This is a genomic window from Streptomyces sp. NPDC018833, from assembly GCF_044390825.1.
In the GTDB taxonomy this organism is placed as follows: domain Bacteria; phylum Actinomycetota; class Actinomycetes; order Streptomycetales; family Streptomycetaceae; genus Streptomyces.
The window spans coordinates 128,108-148,315 of record NZ_JBIRZM010000001.1 but is presented as its reverse complement, the minus strand read 5'-3'; the positions used below and the strand labels follow the sequence as shown (position 1 = coordinate 148,315).

The following is a 20,208-nucleotide window of genomic DNA, read 5'->3' as shown; positions in this document are numbered from 1 at the left end:
CAGCAACCACCAACGCCCCCGGCCTGATCGGCCACGGCCCCGGGCCGCTAGGCGTCGCTGAGCTCCTGCCGCTGCCGCCCGAGGCCCTCGATCTCCAGCTCGACCACGTCCCCGGCGCGCAGGAACGGCTTCGGTTCCGGCCGGCCCATCGCGACGCCCGCCGGCGTACCGGTGTTGACGATGTCGCCCGGGTACAAGGTCATGAACCGGCTGAGGTAGCGCACGACATCGGCCACCGGGAAGATCTGGTGGGCCGTGCTGCCGTCCTGCTTGAGCTCGCCGTTGACCCACAGCCGCAGGCGCAGCGCCTGCGGATCGGCCACCTCGTCGGCGGTCACGAGCCAGGGGCCGAGCGGGTTGAACGTCTCGCAGTTCTTGCCCTTGTCCCAGGTGCCGCCGCGCTCGATCTGGAATTCGCGCTCGGAGACGTCGTGGGCGACCGCGTACCCGGCGACGTACGACAGCGGGTCCTCGTCGTCGGCGATGTAGCGCGCCGTACGTCCGATCACCACCGCGAGCTCGACCTCCCAGTCGGTCTTGCGGCTGCCTCGCGGCACGAGCACGGTGTCGTCCGGGCCGACGACCGTGTCCGAAGCCTTGAGGAAGACGACGGGCTCGGCCGGAGGCTCGGCACCGGTCTCGGCGGCGTGGTCGTGGTAGTTCAGCCCGATGCACACGACCTTGCCGACCCGGGCGAGCGGCGGCCCGATGCGGAGCCCGGCGGCATCCAGGACGGGCAGGTCACCGGCGTCGGCCGCGGCGCGGATCCGGCCGAGGGCGGCGGCGTCCGCGAGCAGCGGGCCGTCGATGTCCCCGACGAGACCGGACAGGTCGCGCAGGGTCATCCCGTCTTCGTCGAGCAGAGCGGGGCGCTCGGCGCCTGTCGTACCGACACGCAGCAGCTTCATGTTTCTCTCCCCTGGTCGAGTGCCTCGAGTGCGGACCCGGCCCGACAGGTGCGGCCGTCGGAGGATCGGAGGGTTGGCTGATCCTCCAAGAGAGCAGACCAGCCCGCAAGACCCTGTTCACAACCTGGACCTTTACGAGCGGTAGCAAGCGCCCCGCGGCCGGGCTCACCGGAGTCGTTGTCGACCGGATCAGGGGGCGCTGGTGGTTGCTCCCCGCGATGGATTGCCACGGGCCTCTACCGGCACGTCCCGGTAGAGGAGCACGCGCTCGACCGCGGACCAGGTGGTGCTCGTGACGACGTACAGCGCGGCCGCGAGCGGCACGACGGCAACGGTGACGAGCGTCGCGAACGACATCAGCGGCATGACCTTGAGCATCGCGCCCACGCCCGGCACCTGTTCCCCGGCCATGGGCGGCGCGGCCGCCATCTGCTGCTTGGTGCGCCGGTAGGTGAACGTCGCCACGGCGGCGACGACCGTGAAGAGGGCCAGATAGACGAGCCCGGCGCCGCCGAGCACGCCGCCGTCGGACAGGGCATCGGTCCAGCGCCCGCCGAGCGGGGCGTCGAGGAGGGTGTGATCGAGCAGCCCGTTGGGCTCGCCGCCGATCCGCGCACTGGAGAACAGGTGGTACATGAGGAAGAACGCGGGCAGCTGGAGAAGGGACGGCAGGCAGCCGGACAACGGCGACACCTTCTGCTGCGCGTACAGCTCCATCGTGGCCTTCTGCAGCCGTTCCCGGTCCTTCGCGTGCTTCTCGTGCAGCTCGGCGAGCTGCGGCGCGAGCCGGGCGCGGGCCTGCTGACCGCGGGCGGCGGCGCGGGAGAGCGGATGGACGGCGAGGCGTACGAGCGCGGTGAAGACCACGATGGCGGCGGCGGTGGCCGAGGCGGCGCACAGCGGCTGGAGCAGGTCGGCGAGCCGCGCGACCAGATCAGCGAAGACGGACATGGGTGAGCCCTTCAGGGTCTCGTCGTGCCGGAATCAAGGACATGGCGGCATGACGGCCCTTCAGGAGGGACCGGCGGAGATCCCTACGCGGCCGTCAGGAGGAGACGGCCGGGGGCTCGGGGGCGCGTACGGCCCCGGGCGTCGGGGTCGCGCTGCGGGAGGAAAGCGGTTCGCTTCTCACGGTCGCGTATCGCCGTCCGCACACGCGTCCGCGGCACGACCGGCGCACAGCGCGCACTGATCACAGCGCACACGACGAGCGCGGAACCGGCGGCGGCGGTGGCGGTCGCGGCGAGGGCCACGGCGGCGGTCAGACCGGCGCCGTCGACGAGGACGGCCTCGATGAGCACGACCTCGACGAGGAGGACGAGCAGGAGAACGGCGGGACGGAGCAGGCGACTCACTCGACCGAGCACGTGCCCCTCCCCTCTCCTGCGCATCCGCGCTACCGCGCACCCGCGTTCGACTGCTTCGTCCTTGTACACGAGCGGCGGAGCCCGATAGGTTCCCCCGGCCGGCGGGCCGGCTCCCCGGCCGGACTCGGCCGGCACTCGGGCGGCGGACAGCGCTTTCACCATTTGTTCAACAGGCAACACCGTTGCCATCACGTTAAGAGGCAAGGTCTTGACGCTCCGCTCACAGCAGAGTTGGATTTGCGCCACCTCGGCCGAAAATGATGCGGCCCCCAGGGAGGTTGAGTTCCACAAATGAACACACTTCTGCGTAGCGCGGTCGGTGCCGCTTCCGCCTGTGTACTGACCTTCTCGCTGACCGGCTGCGGCGGCGAGGACCACTCAGGGGTGATCAGCAACGAGATCGTCGTCGGTCTGCTGCTCCCGGAGAGGCAGGCAGCCCGCTACGAGAAGTTCGACCGGCCCGTCATCGTGGACAAGGTCGACCGCCTGACCATCGGCGAGGGCAGGGTCGTGTACGCCAACGCCAACCAGGACGCCGCACTGCAGGCCCGGCAGCTCGAGAACATGATCGAGGACGAGGTCGACGTCCTGATCGTGGACGCGGTCGACTCCAAGGCCATCGCCAGCAGCATCGAGAAGGCGAAGGACGCGGGCATACCCGTGGTCGCCTTCGACCGCCTCGCCGAGGGCCCGATCGACGCCTACACCTCGTTCGACAACGAGGAGGTCGGCCACGTGCAGGGCAAGGCGCTGCTGAAGGCGCTGGGCGACCAGGCCGGGGACAGCCGGATCGTCATGATGAACGGCGCCGTCACGGACCCGAACGCGGCGATGTTCAAGCGGGGCGCGCACGCCGAGCTCGACGGCAAGGTGGACATCGCCAAGGAGTACGACACCGAGGAGTGGAAGCCGGAGAACGCCAAGGCCAACATGCAGACCGCGATCACCGCCCTCAGCTCGGACAGGATCGCGGGCGTGTACTCCGCGAACGACGGCATGGCGGGCGGGGTCATCGCCGCGCTCAAGTCCGCGGGCGTGACACCGCTGCCGCCGGTGACCGGTCAGGACGCCGAACTCGACGCCGTGCAGCGCATCGTCTCGGGGGAGCAGTACATGAGCGTCTACAAGCCGTACGCACCGGAGGCCGCCGCCGCGGCAGAGATGGCGGTCCAGCTCGCCAAGGGGATGTCGCTCCACACCGTTGCCCAGACGGCCGTCGACAGTCCGACGGCCAGGGACATCCCGGCGGTCCTGGTCCCGGTCATCCCGCTGACCAAGGCCAACATCAAAGAAACGGTCGTGAGCGACGGCATCTTCACGGTCGCGGAGATCTGCACCCCGAAGTACGCGGCGGCGTGCGCGAAGATCGGCCTCACCTGACGCCACGGGTACGGGCGCAGGACCGGCCCGGCAGCACGACCGGGCCGGTCGAACGGGCCGACGGCGCGAACGAACCGGTCCGAACGGGCCGGACGAACGGGCCCCGGACGGACCGCTAGCGCGAACGAACCGGCAGCGTGAACGGACCGGTCCGGACGGTGCTCTACGACTCCCCCGCCGGCCATGCGGTCGGCGAGCAGCCCATGTCCGGCCCGCCCCCTCAGCGGGCTGCACCGACGCCAACCTCGCCCAGACCACCAGCCGGTAGCGGGAGCTGAACTCGGGGGTGCAGGTTGTCATGGTCAGGTACTGGCCGGGCTCGCCGTACCCGGCGGTGGGCAGCACCAGGCTCCGCGGCACCGGCGCGATGACCCCGGTGTCGCGGGATGTTGTCTGCGCCAGCGTCTTGTCCACCGCGTAGACGAAGATCCCCTCACGGGTCTCGATCCGTACGGTGTCGCCGGAGCGCAGGCGGTCGATGTACCGGAACGGCTCGCCATGGGTGTTGCGGTGCCCGGCGACGGCGAAGTTCCCGGCCTGACCGGGCTGCGCCGTCCCCGGATAGTGCCCGATGTACCCCTTGTCGAGTACGCCGCGCCTGCCGATGCCCTGCGCGACGGGGGCGACGACGCCGAGGCGGGGGATGCGGAGGACCGCGTAAGCCTGCTCCCAGCGGGGCGGCGCGGGCCTGGGCGCGGCGGGTGCCACTGCCCGTTCAACCGTTTCGTCCGTTTGATCCGGTATACGCGTCGCCACGTCATCCGGTGCCGTACGCTCCGTCCCCCATGTCCGCTCCAGGGCGTGGACCGTGCGCTCGGCGCCCTCCCTCGCCTGCCGGTTCGTCCACCACAGCTGGTGGACGACGAGAAGAAGGACGATCAGCCCGAGGGTGACGGTGACCTCGGCGACGGCCCACAGCCCACGGGCAAGCGCCGCCCGCGCCCGCCCGCGCCGTGTCCGGTGCCCTTTCCGCCGCCCGCTGCGCACGGGCGCAGAGTAGGACCCGGCGCCTCAACTCACCAGTACCGGAAGCGATTCAGTACGGTTGCCGGGATACGGCCTCCCCGCACGTACCCCGTGCCGCAGTACGGTGTGGTGCATGCGCCCCGACACGCCTGCCGACCACACCGCCGAAGCCGAGCGCCTGCTGCGCACCGCAGCGCAGTATCCGGAGGACGACGAACAGCTGCTGCTGCAGGCAGCGGCCCATCTGGAACTGGCCGGCGACCGCGGCCGCGCGTCCGGCCTCTACGACCGCCTGCTGACAGCCGAGCCGGACCACCCGCAGCTGATCAAGGCGCTGCAGGCGGCCAACCTGTGGGAGTACGGCCACGAGGCGGAGGCACGCGCCCTGATCGCGGGCATCCGCATCGCGGCCCCGGCGGAGGCCGCGCCGTGGGAGATCATCGCCGAGACGCTGGAGACCCACGACGAGTTGGAGGCGTCCCTCGAGTGCTTCACCGAGGCGCTGGACCTGCTGCTGTCGGAGGACGACGACGTCCCGTACGCGACCCGGTCCCTCCTCACGGGCCGCCACCGCGTACGCCGCCTCCTGGGCCTTCCCCATGACGACCGCGACGCCCTCGCCGACCGGGTCCACGCGGCCCACACGCCGGACGTGAGCCTCGACGAGCTCCACGACCCGAACCGCCTGTGGATGCTGGGCTCGGACAACCCGGCGGAACTCAAGGCCGAGATCACCCGCCTCCGCTCGGAACTGGGCTCGTTCCGCTCGGCCCTTTCGCGCCCGTTCCCGGTGGCGGTCCTGCACTGGCCGGAACGGGAGCTCGCCGAACTCCTGGAGGCCTACCCCGAGCTGACCCCCGAGTACCCGAGCCACAAGGAGCACCTGGCGTCCATCGAGTCGTCACTGCGCGACCTGGCGGCGACGGGCACGGAGAACCTGGGCATCGTGACGGCGACGGTCCCGTCCTACGAGGCCTTCGCCGCCTCGGAGGCCTCTTCCCCGTCGAACGCGTCCCTGCTCCCCCAGTACGCGACAACCCTGGCGGCACGCGGCCGGGCGACGGCGTGGCCGCCGGCGCGGGGGGCTGCGTGCTGGTGCGGGTCGGGGCGGGTGTACAGGGAGTGTCACGGGGGTCCGACGCCCTAAATTGGGCTACCCCGAAGTCATGCCCCATTCCCGGGCCATGAAGGAGCCGCCCCATCCGGCGCCGTGCTGCCAGATCGAGGCGATTCCTCGCTCCTCCAGGTATGGGGCGTAGACGCCGATCTCCTCGGAGAACAGCCCTATGAGGAAGGGCTCAGACTGCTGCTGATAAAGGAAGTGGCGATACTCGTAGAGCTGCCCGACTGCCTCACGGACCGCCGTGGTCGGGTTTCCGTTACGAACGACCTTCGCTTCGATCAACCACTCATCGCCAGTCTCCGCCTCGGCTCCGGGACGCCGCAGCACCAAGTCCTTGGGGTGCTGCCCTCGCGTGATGGGGGCGTATCCGCGGTCCGCGACATAGATGCCGAAGTCCTCGATCAGCTTCTCGTGGCTTCGTTGCTTGACCTGCTGTCGGGCCATGATTTGCGCCACATACTCGCTGCTGTTCTTCGGCTGGAAGCCGGCGAGCGGGTCGGCGACCGGGTGGACGTGGCCGCCAGGCTCGTACGACATCTCAAGGGCGTCCGCGTCGTCGCTCATCCACCAGACACGGTCCGCCTCTTCCGCTCGCCGTAGTGACTCAATGGCGACCAGGAGGTCCTCCATCAATGTGACATCACTCGGCAGGGCGGCCGTGTCGTAGGACTTGGCGATGACACTGGCTGCCTGATAGGCCCGAGGTCGCGCCGCCTTGTCGCGAAGCTCCGGCTCGTCTACCCACCCCTGCCGTTCCTGCCGCTTCACAGACCGGCGGAGCCGGGCCGCGTGACGGCGAAGGTGCGCCTCGCGCGCGATGCCCTTGCCCAAGCGCTCTTCCAGCCAGGTAATCCCTTGCTGCAAGGTTAGAGTCACGTTCTTGAGATCGGCGCTGAAGATATAGGCGAGGTATAGGCCCTTCTTCGGATCACTCTGGCCACGCTCATCGAAGATGCCGATCCAGGGGGTCGCCGCGGGAGTCGTTTGTCCCCCGTGCCCCTTGGCGCTGAAGCCCGACGGAAGGGCGAGATCAGTACGGCTCGCGACCCGACGCAATACCTGCTGCCCTTTCACATCGCGCCTCGAACCGGCGGTGCGGTCGTATGTGTTCGCGACCTCGCTGAGCATGTCTCGTATCCCCATGAGAAGAATCTAGATCAGGTACACGCGCCACACACTGGTCTCAACTCATCCGGTCAAGTCACGCATGTGTCTCACACGCCCGACTCGAATCGGGCTTGAGCCATGTCCAGCACATCATCAGCGTCGAACCCGTGGGCAACCATCCAGTGAAGGAGATCCACAATCACATCGATCGCCGCGTCCTTGGCCATGGCAACGCTCAGTGGACTCTCGTTCGCCGTGCGAGGAGTTGCCACCGCCCCGTAAAGGGAGATCACCGCTTCCGCCCGTGTGACGCGGATGCCTCCGGCGTGTCCGTTCGGCGTCGGCAGATCGGTTGCGATCTCACACCAGGTCACCTTGTGATCCGAACCGAGCAGAACACCCCAGCGGTCAGCCATCGCGTCCACCAGCGCCATCCCGCGTCCAGACTCCGAGTCAGGGCCAACCGCGACCAACGTCGGCAGCGCCCGGGCGTCGGGATCGCGCACTTCAACTCGCAGGTGTGTGCCGCTCATGGAGAGACGGAGCGCTGTCGGCGTCCCCGCGCCCACGTGCCGGATGACGTTCGCGATGAGTTCGCTGACACAGACCTGAGCTACGTCTGTCTGTCGTAGCAAGCCCCACGCCTTCAAGTGGAGCCGCACAATGCGCCGAAGCGCGGCCACTTCTTGCGGCTCAGCCAGGAAGGGTAGCTCCCACGGCTTCCGAATCATGCACCCGTCTTCGTTCATTTCAGTCCTCCAAGCCCCACACCTGTGACGGAACGCTACGACTCGCAAGCATTGCGCTACACATCCCTCCATGCAATGTGCACGAAGGGATTCCCACCATCGAGTGATTGGCAAGCACACTCCCTGGTGCAGAGACTGAACACCCGCTACTGAAAAGAGGGTTGGGATGGCCGGCTCACCAACGGCGCGACGCCGACGTCTGTCGATCGAGCTGAAGAAGCTGCGCGAGACAAACGGCTTCACCTGCGTGCAGGTGGGAGAGGCACTGGACTGGAGTGGGTCCAAGGTCAATCGCATGGAGACTGGCACCGGACGCGTACAGCCCTCAGATGTTGAGGCGCTGTGCCGCTTCTACGGGACGGACGACGAGCTTCGCGAGTTCCTCAAATCGCTGGCACGGCAGGCCAAGACACGAGGTTGGTGGCAGGCCCACGGAAGTGGCGTTCCATCTTGGTTCTCGATCTACATCGGGCTGGAGCAGGACATCTCAACCTTCCGGCAGTACCAGTGCGAGTTCCTACCAGGGCTGATGCAGACGCCTGCTTACGCCACCGCGCTGCACCGCGCCACCAACCAGATGACCGCTGAGGATGTTGCGCGGGCAGTCCATGTACGGATGGAACGTCAGGCAATGCTCTCCCGAGAGGACGCTCCAGACGCCTGGTTTGTCGTACATGAGAGCACCCTGCGAAACGTGATCGGTGATCGGGCATTGATGCGTGAGCAGCTCGAACGCATCCTGGACGCGGTTGAACTTCCCGCTGTCACGCTGCAGGTGCTGTCGTTCGACGCCGGTCCCTACCCTGCGACGGGCTCGTTTACGCTGATGGGCTTCCCTGACCCCGAGGATCCGGACATCGTGTACCGGGATGGCATCACCGACGCCATCTACTTGGAGGGGGCGGACGATGTGCGTGAGTACACGCGAGCATTCGACAATCTCAGGGCCGCGGCCGCGAGCCCTCATCGCTCGGTCCAACTGATCAAGTCATTGCTGAAGGACTACGTACGATGACCAAGCCAAATCCGACCTCTTCCGGGGGCCCTCAGTGGTTCAAGTCCTCCCGCAGCAATGGGTCAGGCGGTGAGTGCGTGGAGTGCGCGCAAGCTGACGCTGGCGTCTTGATACGCGACTCGAAGCGGCCGACGGGACCGGTGGTCGCCGTGGCGACCGATGCCTGGCGGACCTTCGTTAAGGGAGTCTCTCTCCGGTTTTGAGCTCGCACCGCCCTGCCTCGGGCGCGCGTCATGGTCGGTTGTGCGCAGCCGACCATGACCGTCACAGGACCGTCCAATTCTTCGCGATCCGCCGCAGGATTCCAGACCTCGCATCACCGGGCTAGTGCTGACCATCCACCAGGGAGGGCGCAATGACACTCCGTTTCGTCGGCGCAACCAGCGACCGGGGCCAATGCCCCAGACTGCACGAGGTTGAAGGAAACACCGGCCCCCTCGTCCGATTCGCCTCACAGGCTGAGCCAAATGCCACGGTGCCGTTCCCCGAGGTTGCCCACCTGTTCACCGAGTTCAAGCACACCGCGTTCCGCTGGGCAGCAGCCACCCCTACTGACGAGGTCTGGGCCCGGGTACGTTCGTCCGTGTGAGCAGCACGGACTTCCAGAATGCCCGCGTCGCCCTCGGCGCACGCCTGCGTGAGCTCCGCGAGGACACCGGCCTGACCGGCAAGGACCTTGCGGAGCGACTCGGCTGGCAGCGGTCGAAGGTGTCCCGGCTGGAGACCGGAAAACAGACGGCGAGCGAGGCCGACCTCGATGCGTGGGCCATCGCTGTCTGCGCACCCGGGCAAGCCGGCGACCTGAAGTCCCGCCTGCGCGGGCTGGAGTCCCAACAGCGGTCATGGCGACGGCAACTCGCCGCCGGGCACAGGCCGGTGCAGGACCGGTACGTCGTGGAGTATCAGCGTACGGCGACGATGCGCGGCTACGAGGCGACCGTGATCCCGGGCCTGTTCCAGACACCCGACTACGCGCGGCACCTTCTCCTGAAGTCGGCCTCCACCAGGTCGGTTTCGACGAGCCGGGCGCCGCGCAGATCAGCCTCCACGCAGCGGGCGGCGCGGAGGATCGATGTCGCCAGTTCGGCCTGGCGCAGGATCGCTCCTGCCAGGGAGGCGCGGGTCAGGTCGACGCGGAAAACGCTCGCCGCCGCCATGCAGGCGCGGTCGAGGATGACTCCTTGTAGGTGGAGGCCGTCGCAGTCGGCCCGCCGGAGGTCGGTGGCGATGAGGTTGAGCCACTCCGGGCGGCGGCCCTCGCTCAGTACGCCGAGGCAGGTCAACGCGACCTGGGCGTCGGGGGCCCTGGTCTCCAGGGGTGGTACGGAGTTGATGGGCGCGTCGGCGGCAGGCGCGTCCGGCGACGAGGGCGGCCACGGCAGGTGGATCCGTAGGAACGCCGCCATGATGGCGATGACCGCCTGCCGGTCCCGGTGGGAGTGTTCCGCCACCCGCCACAAGGAGTAGAGGCCGCCGATCCGAACGTCGAGCTTGTCGCTCCCGGTCTGGTCGACCGCCTGGCCGAAGCGGTCGGTGATCTGCCCCTCGCGCGTGGCGTGCAGGCCCTCCTGCCCGACCCGCATCTGGCGCCAAGTGACGTACGCACCGGCGAAGATGGCGAGTCCGCCCACGGCCTGCAACAGGGTGGCGCGGACGTTGTTGACCGCGCTCAGCCGCTCCTTCGGCTCCACGTTCGCCCCCGCGAGGTCGTGGTCCACGACCACGCCCGGCAGGAACCACACGATCGCTGCGAGCAGAGCGAGCGCCACCGCGAAGGCCGCCGCCACCGTCACGGCACGCAGCAGCCGAGCCGGTCCATTCCCGTGCTGCCCGTGCACAACTCCCCCTGAGTCCACAGGGATCTGATCCTATTGGGGCCGATTCCGGGACTCGCACGGCCCGGACGCACCCGGCCAGCGGGCGACCCCGGATACGGACGCCACCTCGACCGGGATCGCGACGACATCGCTGCGAGTGACGGACGAACGATGAGGATGAGGCAGCGCAGGAGCCTCAGACCACCGTCTCCGCCTCCTTCTTGATCAGCTTGCCGTCCGCCGCGATCACGAACCACTCGCCGTCCAGACCCTGGCCGTTGACGTCCCCGGGCACCACATCGCCCACGTAGTAGTACAGCGGCCAGTCCCCGTAGACCGCCTGCTCCGCGCCCGCGCCGAACTTCGCCTCCTTCAGCAGCCCGGCCTGCGCGCCCGGCCCTGCCTTCACGTCGTTCACGGAGGTGAGGGCCGGCCAGACCGCGATGCAGTCGGCGTCGCAGTTGGCCTGGCCGGGCTTGTCCTTGGTGAAGCCGTAGAGCGTACGGCCCTTGCCGTCGACGAGGATCGTGCCGAGTTCGGACTCCGCCGTCGCGACGGTGACGGTCGCGGGCGTGGCAGCGGGCTCCGGGGCGGCGTCCCCGGCCGGCGCATCGGCATCGGCGGGGGCCTCGGCCTCCGGCTGCTTCGGCTGCCCCGCTGCGGGTTGCTCGGCGCTCGGAGAGGCCGGCCCCGCGCCGTATCCGCCCGATCCGGAACCGCCGGAGTCCTCGCACGACGTCACCGTGAGCAGCGCCAGCGCGATCAGCGGGGCCGCGAGGAGGCTTCTGGTCCGGGCTGTGGTCGCCGTGGTCGCTGTGGTCGCTGCGGTGCGGGTGCCGCGCATGGTGAGATCCCCTCGGATTCCGGTCTGGCGGGAAGCAACGTACGGCGGGATGTACGGGACCGACTGACCGGTCGTTCAACCGGATCCGCGGAAATCTCCTTTGAACGGGGCGACGGGAGGGCCCGTACTTGACGCCGACCGGCCACGACCGGGTCGGCCCCCAACGGGAGGTTCATCCGCCATGCACAAGCGCCACGTCTCGCGTCACGTCTCCGTGCGTCGCCACGTCTCCGTTCGTCACGTCTCCGTGTCGGCCGCCGTCGTGCTCGCCGCCACGGTGGGCGCGGTTCCCGCGTCCGCGAGCGACAGCCACGGAGGGGGGCACATTACGGCGGCGAGCGGCGGCGCGACGACGTTCACCAAACCGGCCCACGGCCACGCCGTCACCTTCGCCGCCGTCCTCACCGGCGCGCACGAGGTCGCCGTGGAGGGCGGGCCCGCCGTCAACGACCCCGACGGCAAGGCCGTGGCCCTCGTCAAGGTGAAGGGCGACCGGGTCGTCTTCGCGATGCAGTGGCAGGGGTTCGTGCCGAGCCAGGGACACATCCACCAGGGCGCCGCGGGACAGAACGGCGACGTGAAGGTCCCGCTGTTCGGCACCGAGATGCCCGACACCATCCACTCGGCGGCCGGGCACACGGTTCTCACCGATGCCAAGCTCGCCGACAGCATCCGCGAGCATCCGTCCGGTTTCTACCTGAACCTGCACAGCAAGGAGTTCCCGGGCGGCGCCGTACGCGGGCAACTGAAACGTCTGAAGAAGAACATCAACCCGCTCCACATCATCAAGGGCGGCAAGCTGCGGGCGCTGTCGAGCGGCGAACAGGAGGTCCCGGTCACCGACGCGCACAAGGTGGGGGACGACGACGGGTACGCGGTGACCTTCCTGCACCCCGCCGGCCGCAACGTGGACTTCTCGCTCGCCTGGGTCAACATCCAGGCCCCCCAGGCCGCTCACATCCACAAGGGCGGGTTCGGGAAGAACGGCGACGTCGTGCTCGGGCTGCTCAACAAGCCCGTACCCGAGGGTCTCTTCGCCGTATCCGGGCGGCTGGAGCACCAGCACAAGGGGCTGCTGGAGGAGATACGGCACAACCCGTGGGGGTTCTACTCGAACATCCACACCAAGAAGTTCCCCGACGGCGCGGTGCGCGGTCAGCTCTTCCACTGAGCGCGCTGAGCGCGCTCAGCGCACCGAGGGACGGGAGCGTGGGGCAAGGGCCGGGGCCGCTCACCGGCGCTCTAGGCTCGTTACGGGGCTGATTTCGGAGTTCGTTACAGCTCGTTACGGCTCACCAGGTCGACGTTCGGCAGTGAAAGGCGGCAGCACCATGGCCAAGATTCCCGCGGCAGCGGTGGCGGCAGGCGGACTCGTGGGCGGGTACTCCGTCGCCCGCTTCACCAAGAAGCGCCCCCTCGGCGGGGTCGCCCTCGCCGCGGCCGGCGCCGTCGCCGCTCGTCAGTGGCACCAGGACGCCGGGCCAAAGGCCGCGGCCGGGCTGAGCGCCGCGTACGTCGCCGCCTTCGCCGGGTCGCATCCCCTGGCCAAGAAGATGGGCGCGTGGCCGGCCGTCCTCACGGTGGCGGCCGGCGTCGCCCTGGCGTCCGTCGCGGTCACCCGCCGGAGCCGCTGAGCCCGTCCGATTCAGCGGTGGTCAACCGCCTCGGGCATCCTCCGGCCGGCGCTGAACACTCCGGGTCCGCCGTACGTATTCCATGACACCTCCCCTAGAGGCGCTGGGCGCGTGACCGTCGGCAGGGACCGGTCACGCGCCCAGCGCACGCCCCCCGGCTCGGCCGCCGCCGTCAGGCCCGGCGCACGCCCCCGCGATCACACCAGCGCAAGCGCCCCGGCCGCCGCCGTCAGGCCCGGCGCACGCCCCCGCCATCACACCAGCGCAAGCCCCCGCCGGCCGCCGCCAGCACCTCCAGCGCACGCCCCTGGCCCGGCCGGGGGCCTCACGCCCCCAGCGCATGCGCGACGGTGTAGATCAGCAGACCGGCCAGCGCGCCGACGACCGTGCCGTTGATCCTGATGAACTGCAGGTCACGGCCGATGTGCGCCTCGATCTTGCGCGAGGTGTGCTCCGCGTCCCAGCTCGCGACCGTGTCCGAGATCAGCGAGGTGATCTCGGTGCGGTACGTGGTGACCACGTACACGGCCGCGTCCTCGACCCAACCCTCCACCTTCGCCTGCAGCCTGCTGTCCGTCGCCAGCCTGGCGCCCAGCGACAGCAGCGAGGCCCGGGCGCGCAGTCGCAGTTCGCTGCGGTCGTCCTCCGCCGCAGAGATGATCATGCCGCGTACGGAGGACCAGGCCGACGCGATGACGTCCTGCACCTCCGAGCGCGCGAGCCACTCCGACTTCATCCGCTCGACGCGCTCGCGCGTCTGGCTGTCCGACTGGAGGTCCGCCGCGAAGTCCCCGAGGAAGCGGTCGATCGCGCTGCGCGCCGGGTGGCCGGGCATGTCGCGCATTTCGGTGACGAAGCGCAGCAGCTCGCGATAGACGCGATCGCCGACCTTGCGGTCCACGAACCGCGGCGTCCAGCCGGGCGCACCGCCCTCGATCGCGTCCATGACCGAGTCCGAGTGCAGGATCAGCCAATCGTGGGCGCGGGCGCAGATCAGGTCCACGGCCCGGTGGTGGGCGCCGTCCGCGACGATCTTCTGCAGCGTCTTGCCCACGCCGGGCGCGATCTCGGCGGCGTCCGCGCGGCGCGTGATGGCCTCGCCGACGACCGCCTGGACGTCGGCATCGCGCAGCACGGTCAGCGCGCCGCGCAGGGCGGTGGACAGTTCGGCGGTGACGCGGTCGGCGTGGGCGGGCTCGGCGAGCCAGGCGCCGAGGCGGCCGCCGATGCCGAGGGCATGCAGGCGGGCGCGTACGACGCCCTGGGAGAGGAAGTTCTCGCCGACGAAGGAGCCGAGCGAGGTGCCGAGCTGGTCCTTCTTGTTCGGAATGATCGCGGTGTGCGGGATGGGCAGGCCAAGGGGGTGGCGGAAGAGCGCGGTGACGGCGAACCAGTCGGCGAGCGCGCCGACCATGCCGGCCTCGGCTGCGGCGGCGACGTATCCGGCCCAGGCACCCAGGCCGGCGTTCTTCGCCCAGGTGGCGAGGACGAAGATCAGCGCGACCAGCAGGAGCAGGCCGGTGGCGGTGGTCTTCATGCGCCGTACGCCCTGCCGCTTTTCCTCGTCGGCCTCGGTATACGCGAATCCGGGCAGCGCGGCACCGGTGAGGGCGCGCGCCGGGGCCGTTCCGCCGGCCGTCACCGCCGCTCCGGCGCCTGTGCCGACGCCCCCGGCCCGGCCGACGGCCCTGCTCCCGGCGGTGCCCCCGACCCCGCCGGGGTCCGGGCGGCTGACCGTGTCCGCGCGGCCACCGGTGCCCGTGGTGCCGGACGTCGTCCCCGAGGGCAGGTCCGGCTCATCCGGTTCTGTGCGTTCCATCCCGCTCCACCCGTCCGCGCTTGCGTACCGTACGCATTGTCCCTCCCTCGTGTACTCCTGGGCGGCACGTCGAGTTCCCACGGCATGCCCGATGATGTGTCCATGAGCAAGCGTCAGGGGTATGCGAGTCTCGCTGCCCTCATGGCCGCGGTCGCCCTGATCTGCGGCGGTATCTATCTCGGTGTCGGCGCCGTCAAGGAGAAGCCGGCCCTTCGCACACCCCCGGCAGCCGCCCCCGTGTGGATCGGCACCTGGTCGGCGAGCCCCGTCGGCGTCGTGCCCCCGGCCACCGCCACCAGGGCGCCCGCCAGCCGGGACGGCCGTTCCGTACGCAACGTCGTGCACACCAGCATCGGGGGCACAGCCGCCCGCGTCACCGTCTCCAACCTCCACGGAGCCCTGCCGCTGCGCATATCCGCCGTCTCCCTCGCCGTGCGCGCGGGAAGCGGCCCGGAGGCCGTGCGGGGAACGCTGCGCCAGGTCACCTTCGGCAGGACACCGGGCGCCACCGTCGCCCCTGGCGGGCAGTTGGTCAGCGACCCGGTCGTGCTCCGCATCCCGTACGACGGCGATCTGCTGGTCACCGTCCACACGCCCGCTCCCGGCGGCCCCGTGACGACGCACACCCAGGCCCGCCAGACCTCCTACCTCGCCGACGGCGACCACACGCGCGACGAGGCGGGGGACGCGTACACCGGGCAGATCCGCTCCTGGCACCACATCACCGCCGTCGACGTGCTCACCTCGGAGGCCCGCGGCGCGGTCGTCGCCGTCGGGGACTCGATCACCGACGGGAGCTCCTCCACCCCGGACGCCAACCGCCGCTGGCCCGACGTCCTCGCCGACCGGCTCGCCGGCCGTTACGGCGTGCTGAACGAGGGCATCAGCGGCAACCGGCTCCTCAGCCACGACCGCGGCCCCAGCACGCTCGACCGCCTCGACCGCGACGTGCTCGGGCGCTCCGGCGTCAGGACCGTGATCGTCGCCATCGGCATCAACGACCTGCTGCGAGCGCCGTACGCCACCACCGGCCAAGGCGTCGTCACCGGTCTGACGGAACTGAGCCACCGGGCCCGTGCGCACGGGCTGCGCGTGGTCGGCGCGACGCTCCTGCCGTGCGGCGGACATCTGCGCTGCACCCCGGCCGTCGAGGCCGAGCGCATCGAGGTGAACGAGGCGATCCGCTCGGGCGGGATCTTCGACGCGGTCGTCGATTTCGACCGGGCGCTGCGCGATCCGTACGCACCCCAGCGGCTGCGTACGGTGTACGACTCCGGGGACCATCTGCACCCGAGCGACGCGGGCTACGCCCGGATGGGCGCGTCGGTCGACACAAAGGCGCTCTGAGCGCGCGGGCGGCGCGCCGCGCCTCGCAGCCGGTCCGGGCCGCCACCGCCCCATCCAGCCCCGGCCCCGCACCCGGCACTCCGGCCACCCCGCCCCGCACCGGGCACGCTGGCCACCCTGCCCGGCGGCCCGCCGCACCCACTACAGCCGGCTCCGCACCGGCGCCCGGCCACCCTGTCCAGGCAGCCCCGCCACCGGACCAGCCGGCCCGGCGGCGCCAACCTGCCGCAACCCGCCAACCCTGCCCTCGGGGGCGACACGGCCCAGAAGCCCGGCGCCCGCGGTCGGCGGACGGCCCGTAACCACTACAGCCGGCTCCACACCGGGCGCGCCTGCCACCCTGCCCCGGCAGCCGGCAACCGCCCCAGCCAGCCCGTCGGACACCAACCTGCCGCGGGGAGCCCAACGCGACCCGGCCAACCCGGCCCCGCCGGGGGCTCACCAGCCCGCCGCCCGCGGTCGGCGGCCCAACCACTACAGCCTGGCCCGCACTCGGTGCGCCGGCCACCCTGCCCCCGGCAGCCCGCCACTGCCGCCCGGCCCGGCCCGCCACCCTGTCCCCTGGAGCCCAACGCGACCCGGCCCCGCCGGCCTCCGCAACCCGCCAACCTGCCCCGGGGTCCCGACACGGCCCGCCAAACCTGCCCGCGGGGGCACGACGGTCCGGCGCCCGCAACCGCGAACCCGCCCGCCGGGGCCCGGCCCGCCCGCAAGCCCGGCGCCCGCGGCCGGCCACCCGCCCTCAGCCCAGCTCCTTGCTGCCGTCGCCGTCCTTCCTTCCCGAGTGCTCCCGCTTCTCCAGCCGCGCCCGCTCCGCCTTCTCCGCCTTCTCCGCCTTCAGGCGCTGCCTCTCGGCCCTGGTTCGCTTGCGCTCCACCCCGACGCCGCCCATCAGGGCCACGCCGTTGACGATCACACGCGGTGCGGAGGGGTCCGGCTCGCCCTCGACACTGCCGTGCTCGCCGAAGCCGCCCATCAGGCCGATGCCCCTGACCTCGACGTTCAGGTCGGGCGGTACGACGACCTGTACGCCGCCCATGACGGCGACGCAGGTGATCACCGTCTCGCGGTCCTCGAAGCGCGCCTCGCGGAGATCGATCTCCCCGCCGCCCATCAGGGTGAAGGCGGTGAACCGGCGGCCGATCGTCCAGGTGCCTTTGCGCCCGAAGCCGCCCCAGAAGGCGAACGCCCCCTTCGACGTCGCCGGCGTGCCGATGCGCTCCGCCCAGCGGCCCGCCGGGGCCGGGGCGGGAGCGCCGACCGGCGCGATCGTCCCGCTCGGCGGCAGGTCACGCACCAGCGGTGCCAGTTCGCCGTGCGTACGGGCGGTGTACGCGGCCTCCAGACGCTGCCCGAACTCCTCCATGTCCAGCCGCCCCTCGGCCACGGCGTCGCGCAGCCGCTCGGCCACGCGCTCCCGTTCGGAGTCGGACGCTCGCATCTCGGGGAGCTCGTTGGTCATACCGCCAGCCTAGTCAGGCCGATCGATCCGCGTACATCTTCGCGATCACGGCCTCGATGTCCGGCTCCCGTACCGACAGGTCGACCAGCGGATACCGCTCCGCCAGCGCCGCGACCAGCGGGGCCGCGGACATCGCGGCGGGGAACGCCAGCCACTGTCTGGGCCCTTCGATCTTCACCGTCCGGGCCGCGTCCAGGGCGATGGGCGGGATCTCCCGCTCCAGGTCGACGATCAGCGTCCGCTCGCTCTCCCCCACCTCGTGCAGTCCGGCGAGCGCGCCGTCGTACATCAGCTTCCCGTGGTCGATGACCATGACGCGCTTGCACAGCTGCTCGATGTCGGTCAGGTCGTGCGTGGTCAGCAGCACCGTCGTGCCACGCTCGGCGTTCAGATCGCGCAGGAACTCGCGCACCTTCGCCTTGGAGATCACATCCAGCCCGATGGTCGGCTCGTCGAGGTAGAGGACCTCGGGGTCGTGCAGCAGGGCGGCCGCGATGTCGCCGCGCATCCGCTGTCCGAGGGACAGTTGGCGTACCGGCACGTCCAGCAGCTCGGCCAGGTCGAGCAGTTCGACGCAGCGGTCCAGGTTCTCCCGGAAGACGGGGTCGGGGACGCGGTACATGCGGTGCATCAGCCGGTAGGAGTCGCGCAGCGGGAGGTCCCACCACAGGGTCGTGCGCTGCCCGAAGACCACGCCGATGCGCTGCGCAAGCCGGGTCCGCTCGCGCGACGGGTCGATGCCCGCGACCCGCAGCCGGCCGCCGCTCGGGGTGAGGATCCCGGTCAGCATCTTGATCGTGGTGGACTTGCCCGCGCCGTTCGGGCCGATGTAGCCGACCATCTCGCCGCGCGGCACGGTGAAGCTGATGCCGTCCACGGCCCGCACCTGGTGCCGCTCGCGACGCAGCCGCCCGGTCCTGCGGCGTACGTCGAAGACCTTCTCGACCCCGTCGAGTTCGATGAAATCCATGTCCTGACCAGCCCCTCAGTTTCCCGTGCTGCGGTACGAACGAAGGCCGACCCGCCACGCCAGTCCCGCGAGCGCGCAACACCCCGCGGCCACCACGGGCGGCAGGAACGCCAGCCAGCCCGGCAGCCCGAGGGGGTCCTCGCGGCCCAGCACGTACAGCGAGGGCACCCAGTTGACGAAGGCCAGCGGCACGACGAACGTCACCCCGCGCACCAGGTCCTTCGCGAAGATCGACGGCGGATACTGGAGCAGGGTGTTCCCGCCGTACGTGAAGGAGTTCTGCACCTCGGAGGCGTCCTGTGCGAAGAACTGGAACGCCCCGCCCGCCACGAACACCGACGCGAAGATGGCCCCGCCGCTGAGTACCATCAGCGGCACCATCGCCACCTTCACGGCCGTCCATTCGACGTCCAGGCAGGCGAGCCCGTAGCTCAGCACCAGCAGCCCCTGGGTGACGCGGCCGAGCCGGCGCAGCGCGAACCGGTCGGCGGCGACCTGGGCGAGCACGGGGACGGGCCGTACGAGGAGGGTGTCCAGCGTGCCGTCGCGCACCCGCCGTCCGAGCCGGTCCATGGACCCCATGACGAGGTCTGCGAGGCCGAAGGCCGTGCTGGTGGTCCCGTACAGGAACGCGACCTCGGGCAGCGAGTAGCCGCCGAGCGCGTCGATGTGCGAGAACATCAGCAGGATCGTCACGAAGTCGAAGCCGGTGGCGGCGAAGTTGCCGAACGCCGTCATGGCGAACGACACCCGGTAGGTCATGGTGGAGCGGATCCACATCGCGACGATCAGCCCGTACGCCCGCAGGGCGTCAGCCACCCTGGACCACCACCCGCCGGGTCGCGACCGACTGCAGCAGGCGTCCGGCGGCGAGCAGCGCGATCGCCCAGCCGGCCTGGAAGGCGTACGCGCCCAGCAGGTCCCAGCCGGTGTGCCTGCCGAGGAAGACGTCGGCGGGGACCTGGAGCAGCGAGGACCAGGGAAGGGCCCGCGCCACCTCGCCGAGGACGCCGGGGAAGAGGTTGAGGGGCAGCAGCATCCCGGAGAAGAAGAGCGTCGCCAGCCAGCAGATCTGCATGACCCCCGCCCCGTCCATCAGCCAGAACGCGGACAGGGCCACGAGGAAGCGGACGGCGAAGCTCACGATCACACCCAGCGTGACCGCGAGGAGGAAGGCCAGCCAGGTCAGCGGGGACGCGGGCATCACCAGGTCGAAGGCGAGCGAGCCCAGCACCATGGGCACGATGCCGCGTCCCAGCAGGTGGAAGGCGGCCCGGCCCAGGTCGCCCGCGAGCCACCACAGTTGGAGGTCCACGGGGCGGTAGAGGTCGACGGCGATGTCGCCGGTGCGGATGCGTTCGATCAGCTCGTCCTCGAAGCCGCCGCCCATCATGGCGCAGGTCATCAGTAGCGCCTGGCCGAGCCACACATAGGTGAGGGCCTGGGAGAGGTCGTATCCGCCGAGCTGAGGACGCTCGTCCCACAGAGCGATATAGGTGTAGGCCACGATGAAGCCGAAGACGGTGTTGGTGAACACCCCCGCCGCCGTCGCCACCCGGTACGTCGCATAGCGCCGGAACCCACCCGCCGCGACGACCGCGTACAGCCGCACAACCGCTCCTTCCCACACGGACGTTGGGTCCGGCCGGGGCCGGGCACCAAAGCGCACGACCCTAACGGAGCGCGATGCCGGGTCGCGA

The 20,208-nt window shown here is 70.4% G+C and carries 19 protein-coding genes and 2 pseudogenes; 8 read left to right on the top strand and 13 right to left on the bottom strand.

All coding sequences use genetic code 11. The features are described 5' to 3' along the window. Nucleotides 1-47 precede the first annotated feature (47 nt). From ACH5AF_RS00645 to ACH5AF_RS00635, 3 genes are all read right to left on the bottom strand, one after another. On the bottom strand, nucleotides 48-908 hold the full coding sequence (locus ACH5AF_RS00645; RefSeq protein WP_398899099.1) for a fumarylacetoacetate hydrolase family protein: 861 nt from the start codon (nucleotides 906-908) through the stop codon (nucleotides 48-50). Between the two features lie 189 nt (nucleotides 909-1,097). Then, nucleotides 1,098-1,859: a YidC/Oxa1 family membrane protein insertase gene (locus ACH5AF_RS00640; protein ID WP_398899098.1), complete on the bottom strand. Its 762-nt coding sequence runs from the start codon at nucleotides 1,857-1,859 to the stop codon at nucleotides 1,098-1,100. Nucleotides 1,860-1,942: 83 nt separating this feature from the next. Further along, nucleotides 1,943-2,299: a DUF6412 domain-containing protein gene (locus tag ACH5AF_RS00635; RefSeq protein ID WP_398899097.1), complete on the bottom strand. Its 357-nt coding sequence runs from the start codon at nucleotides 2,297-2,299 to the stop codon at nucleotides 1,943-1,945. A gap of 267 nt (nucleotides 2,300-2,566) precedes the next feature. Between ACH5AF_RS00635 and ACH5AF_RS00630 the strand changes: the two genes are divergently transcribed. Further along, nucleotides 2,567-3,655, top strand: coding sequence for a sugar ABC transporter substrate-binding protein (locus tag ACH5AF_RS00630; RefSeq protein ID WP_398899096.1), 1,089 nt, complete (start codon nucleotides 2,567-2,569; stop codon nucleotides 3,653-3,655). Nucleotides 3,656-3,880: 225 nt separating this feature from the next. Here ACH5AF_RS00630 and ACH5AF_RS00625 read toward each other — a convergent pair. Continuing rightward, a pseudogene (locus ACH5AF_RS00625) lies at nucleotides 3,881-4,642 on the bottom strand (class E sortase); the annotation flags it as partial. Nucleotides 4,643-4,754: 112 nt separating this feature from the next. On the opposite strand from ACH5AF_RS00625, the gene ACH5AF_RS00620 reads away from it, so the two are divergent. Continuing rightward, the gene (locus ACH5AF_RS00620; protein ID WP_398899094.1) at nucleotides 4,755-5,768 is read left to right on the top strand and encodes a YecA family protein; all 1,014 of its coding nucleotides are present in this window, start codon (nucleotides 4,755-4,757) and stop codon (nucleotides 5,766-5,768) included. Nucleotides 5,769-5,774: 6 nt separating this feature from the next. Here ACH5AF_RS00620 and ACH5AF_RS00615 read toward each other — a convergent pair whose 3' ends face one another. Continuing rightward, nucleotides 5,775-6,872: an MrcB family domain-containing protein gene (locus tag ACH5AF_RS00615; protein WP_398899093.1), complete on the bottom strand. Its 1,098-nt coding sequence runs from the start codon at nucleotides 6,870-6,872 to the stop codon at nucleotides 5,775-5,777. Nucleotides 6,873-6,958: 86 nt separating this feature from the next. Continuing rightward, nucleotides 6,959-7,600: an ATP-binding protein gene (locus ACH5AF_RS00610; RefSeq protein ID WP_398899092.1), complete on the bottom strand. Its 642-nt coding sequence runs from the start codon at nucleotides 7,598-7,600 to the stop codon at nucleotides 6,959-6,961. A gap of 166 nt (nucleotides 7,601-7,766) precedes the next feature. Between ACH5AF_RS00610 and ACH5AF_RS00605 the strand changes: the two genes are divergently transcribed. The 3 genes and pseudogenes from ACH5AF_RS00605 to ACH5AF_RS00595 form a co-directional block, all read left to right on the top strand. Next, a complete protein-coding gene (locus tag ACH5AF_RS00605; RefSeq protein ID WP_398899091.1) occupies nucleotides 7,767-8,615 on the top strand; it encodes a helix-turn-helix domain-containing protein in 849 nt (282 codons plus the stop codon). Further along, entirely contained in the window at nucleotides 8,612-8,818 is a 207-nt protein-coding gene (locus ACH5AF_RS00600) for a DUF397 domain-containing protein (RefSeq protein WP_398899090.1), read from the top strand. Before ACH5AF_RS00605 ends, ACH5AF_RS00600 begins: the two co-directional genes overlap by 4 nt. 382 nt (nucleotides 8,819-9,200) lie before the next feature. Then, nucleotides 9,201-9,614 (top strand): annotated as a pseudogene (locus ACH5AF_RS00595) (Scr1 family TA system antitoxin-like transcriptional regulator); the annotation flags it as partial. Here the strand turns inward: ACH5AF_RS00595 and ACH5AF_RS00590 are convergent. Together ACH5AF_RS00590 and ACH5AF_RS00585 are read right to left on the bottom strand one after the other, a co-directional pair. After that, complete coding sequence (locus ACH5AF_RS00590) at nucleotides 9,584-9,772, bottom strand: pentapeptide repeat-containing protein (protein WP_398899753.1); 189 nt, start codon at nucleotides 9,770-9,772, stop codon at nucleotides 9,584-9,586. The pseudogene ACH5AF_RS00595 and the gene ACH5AF_RS00590 overlap by 31 nt on opposite strands. 856 nt (nucleotides 9,773-10,628) lie before the next feature. Then, a complete protein-coding gene (locus ACH5AF_RS00585) occupies nucleotides 10,629-11,276 on the bottom strand; it encodes a hypothetical protein (protein WP_398899089.1) in 648 nt (215 codons plus the stop codon). Nucleotides 11,277-11,457: 181 nt separating this feature from the next. On the opposite strand from ACH5AF_RS00585, the gene ACH5AF_RS00580 reads away from it, so the two are divergent. Both ACH5AF_RS00580 and ACH5AF_RS00575 read left to right on the top strand, forming a co-directional pair. After that, entirely contained in the window at nucleotides 11,458-12,447 is a 990-nt protein-coding gene (locus tag ACH5AF_RS00580) for a CHRD domain-containing protein (protein ID WP_398899088.1), read from the top strand. Between the two features lie 160 nt (nucleotides 12,448-12,607). Then, nucleotides 12,608-12,910, top strand: coding sequence for a hypothetical protein (locus ACH5AF_RS00575; protein ID WP_398899087.1), 303 nt, complete (start codon nucleotides 12,608-12,610; stop codon nucleotides 12,908-12,910). A gap of 325 nt (nucleotides 12,911-13,235) precedes the next feature. On the opposite strand, the gene ACH5AF_RS00570 is transcribed toward ACH5AF_RS00575, so the two are convergent. Next, nucleotides 13,236-14,729, bottom strand: a complete 1,494-nt coding sequence (locus ACH5AF_RS00570) for a DUF445 domain-containing protein (protein ID WP_398899086.1) — start codon at nucleotides 14,727-14,729, stop codon at nucleotides 13,236-13,238. A gap of 102 nt (nucleotides 14,730-14,831) precedes the next feature. Here ACH5AF_RS00570 and ACH5AF_RS00565 point away from each other — a divergent pair, with 102 nt between their 5' ends. Next, on the top strand, nucleotides 14,832-16,076 hold the full coding sequence (locus ACH5AF_RS00565; RefSeq protein ID WP_398899085.1) for an SGNH/GDSL hydrolase family protein: 1,245 nt from the start codon (nucleotides 14,832-14,834) through the stop codon (nucleotides 16,074-16,076). Between the two features lie 742 nt (nucleotides 16,077-16,818). Here ACH5AF_RS00565 and ACH5AF_RS00560 read toward each other — a convergent pair. Genes ACH5AF_RS00560 through ACH5AF_RS00545 form a run of 4 tightly spaced genes read right to left on the bottom strand, consistent with a single transcriptional unit; the run spans nucleotide 16,819 to nucleotide 20,120 of the window. Then, a complete protein-coding gene (locus tag ACH5AF_RS00560) occupies nucleotides 16,819-17,538 on the bottom strand; it encodes a DUF1707 domain-containing protein (protein WP_398899084.1) in 720 nt (239 codons plus the stop codon). A 13-nt stretch (nucleotides 17,539-17,551) separates the two neighbouring features. Continuing rightward, nucleotides 17,552-18,508 carry an ATP-binding cassette domain-containing protein gene (locus ACH5AF_RS00555; RefSeq protein ID WP_398899083.1) on the bottom strand — a complete coding sequence of 319 codons (957 nt, stop codon included), beginning with the start codon at nucleotides 18,506-18,508 and terminating at the stop codon, nucleotides 17,552-17,554. Between the two features lie 15 nt (nucleotides 18,509-18,523). Further along, the gene (locus tag ACH5AF_RS00550) at nucleotides 18,524-19,327 is read right to left on the bottom strand and encodes an ABC transporter permease (RefSeq protein ID WP_398899082.1); all 804 of its coding nucleotides are present in this window, start codon (nucleotides 19,325-19,327) and stop codon (nucleotides 18,524-18,526) included. Beyond that, nucleotides 19,320-20,120, bottom strand: a complete 801-nt coding sequence (locus ACH5AF_RS00545) for an ABC transporter permease (protein WP_398899081.1) — start codon at nucleotides 20,118-20,120, stop codon at nucleotides 19,320-19,322. The genes ACH5AF_RS00550 and ACH5AF_RS00545 overlap by 8 nt, the downstream gene beginning before the upstream one ends. Between the last annotated feature and the right edge of the window lie 88 nt (nucleotides 20,121-20,208).

Bases quoted from the DNA above. Each gene is read 5' to 3' on its own strand.
- ACH5AF_RS00605 (WP_398899091.1), top strand. From the start codon at position 7,767: ATGGCCGGCTCACCAACGGCGCGACGCCGACGTCTGTCGATCGAGCTG.
- ACH5AF_RS00575 (WP_398899087.1), top strand. From the start codon at position 12,608: ATGGCCAAGATTCCCGCGGCAGCGGTGGCGGCAGGCGGACTCGTGGGC.
- ACH5AF_RS00580 (WP_398899088.1), top strand. From the start codon at position 11,458: ATGCACAAGCGCCACGTCTCGCGTCACGTCTCCGTGCGTCGCCACGTC.
- ACH5AF_RS00590 (WP_398899753.1), bottom strand. From the start codon at position 9,772: ATGGCGGCGGCGAGCGTTTTCCGCGTCGACCTGACCCGCGCCTCCCTG.
- ACH5AF_RS00585 (WP_398899089.1), bottom strand. From the start codon at position 11,276: ATGCGCGGCACCCGCACCGCAGCGACCACAGCGACCACGGCGACCACA.
- ACH5AF_RS00645 (WP_398899099.1), bottom strand. From the start codon at position 908: ATGAAGCTGCTGCGTGTCGGTACGACAGGCGCCGAGCGCCCCGCTCTG.
- ACH5AF_RS00600 (WP_398899090.1), top strand. From the start codon at position 8,612: ATGACCAAGCCAAATCCGACCTCTTCCGGGGGCCCTCAGTGGTTCAAG.
- ACH5AF_RS00570 (WP_398899086.1), bottom strand. From the start codon at position 14,729: ATGGAACGCACAGAACCGGATGAGCCGGACCTGCCCTCGGGGACGACG.
- ACH5AF_RS00610 (WP_398899092.1), bottom strand. From the start codon at position 7,600: ATGAACGAAGACGGGTGCATGATTCGGAAGCCGTGGGAGCTACCCTTC.
- ACH5AF_RS00620 (WP_398899094.1), top strand. From the start codon at position 4,755: ATGCGCCCCGACACGCCTGCCGACCACACCGCCGAAGCCGAGCGCCTG.
- ACH5AF_RS00630 (WP_398899096.1), top strand. From the start codon at position 2,567: ATGAACACACTTCTGCGTAGCGCGGTCGGTGCCGCTTCCGCCTGTGTA.
- ACH5AF_RS00555 (WP_398899083.1), bottom strand. From the start codon at position 18,508: ATGGATTTCATCGAACTCGACGGGGTCGAGAAGGTCTTCGACGTACGC.
- ACH5AF_RS00640 (WP_398899098.1), bottom strand. From the start codon at position 1,859: ATGTCCGTCTTCGCTGATCTGGTCGCGCGGCTCGCCGACCTGCTCCAG.
- ACH5AF_RS00635 (WP_398899097.1), bottom strand. From the start codon at position 2,299: ATGCGCAGGAGAGGGGAGGGGCACGTGCTCGGTCGAGTGAGTCGCCTG.
- ACH5AF_RS00560 (WP_398899084.1), bottom strand. From the start codon at position 17,538: ATGACCAACGAGCTCCCCGAGATGCGAGCGTCCGACTCCGAACGGGAG.
- ACH5AF_RS00615 (WP_398899093.1), bottom strand. From the start codon at position 6,872: ATGCTCAGCGAGGTCGCGAACACATACGACCGCACCGCCGGTTCGAGG.
- ACH5AF_RS00565 (WP_398899085.1), top strand. From the start codon at position 14,832: ATGAGCAAGCGTCAGGGGTATGCGAGTCTCGCTGCCCTCATGGCCGCG.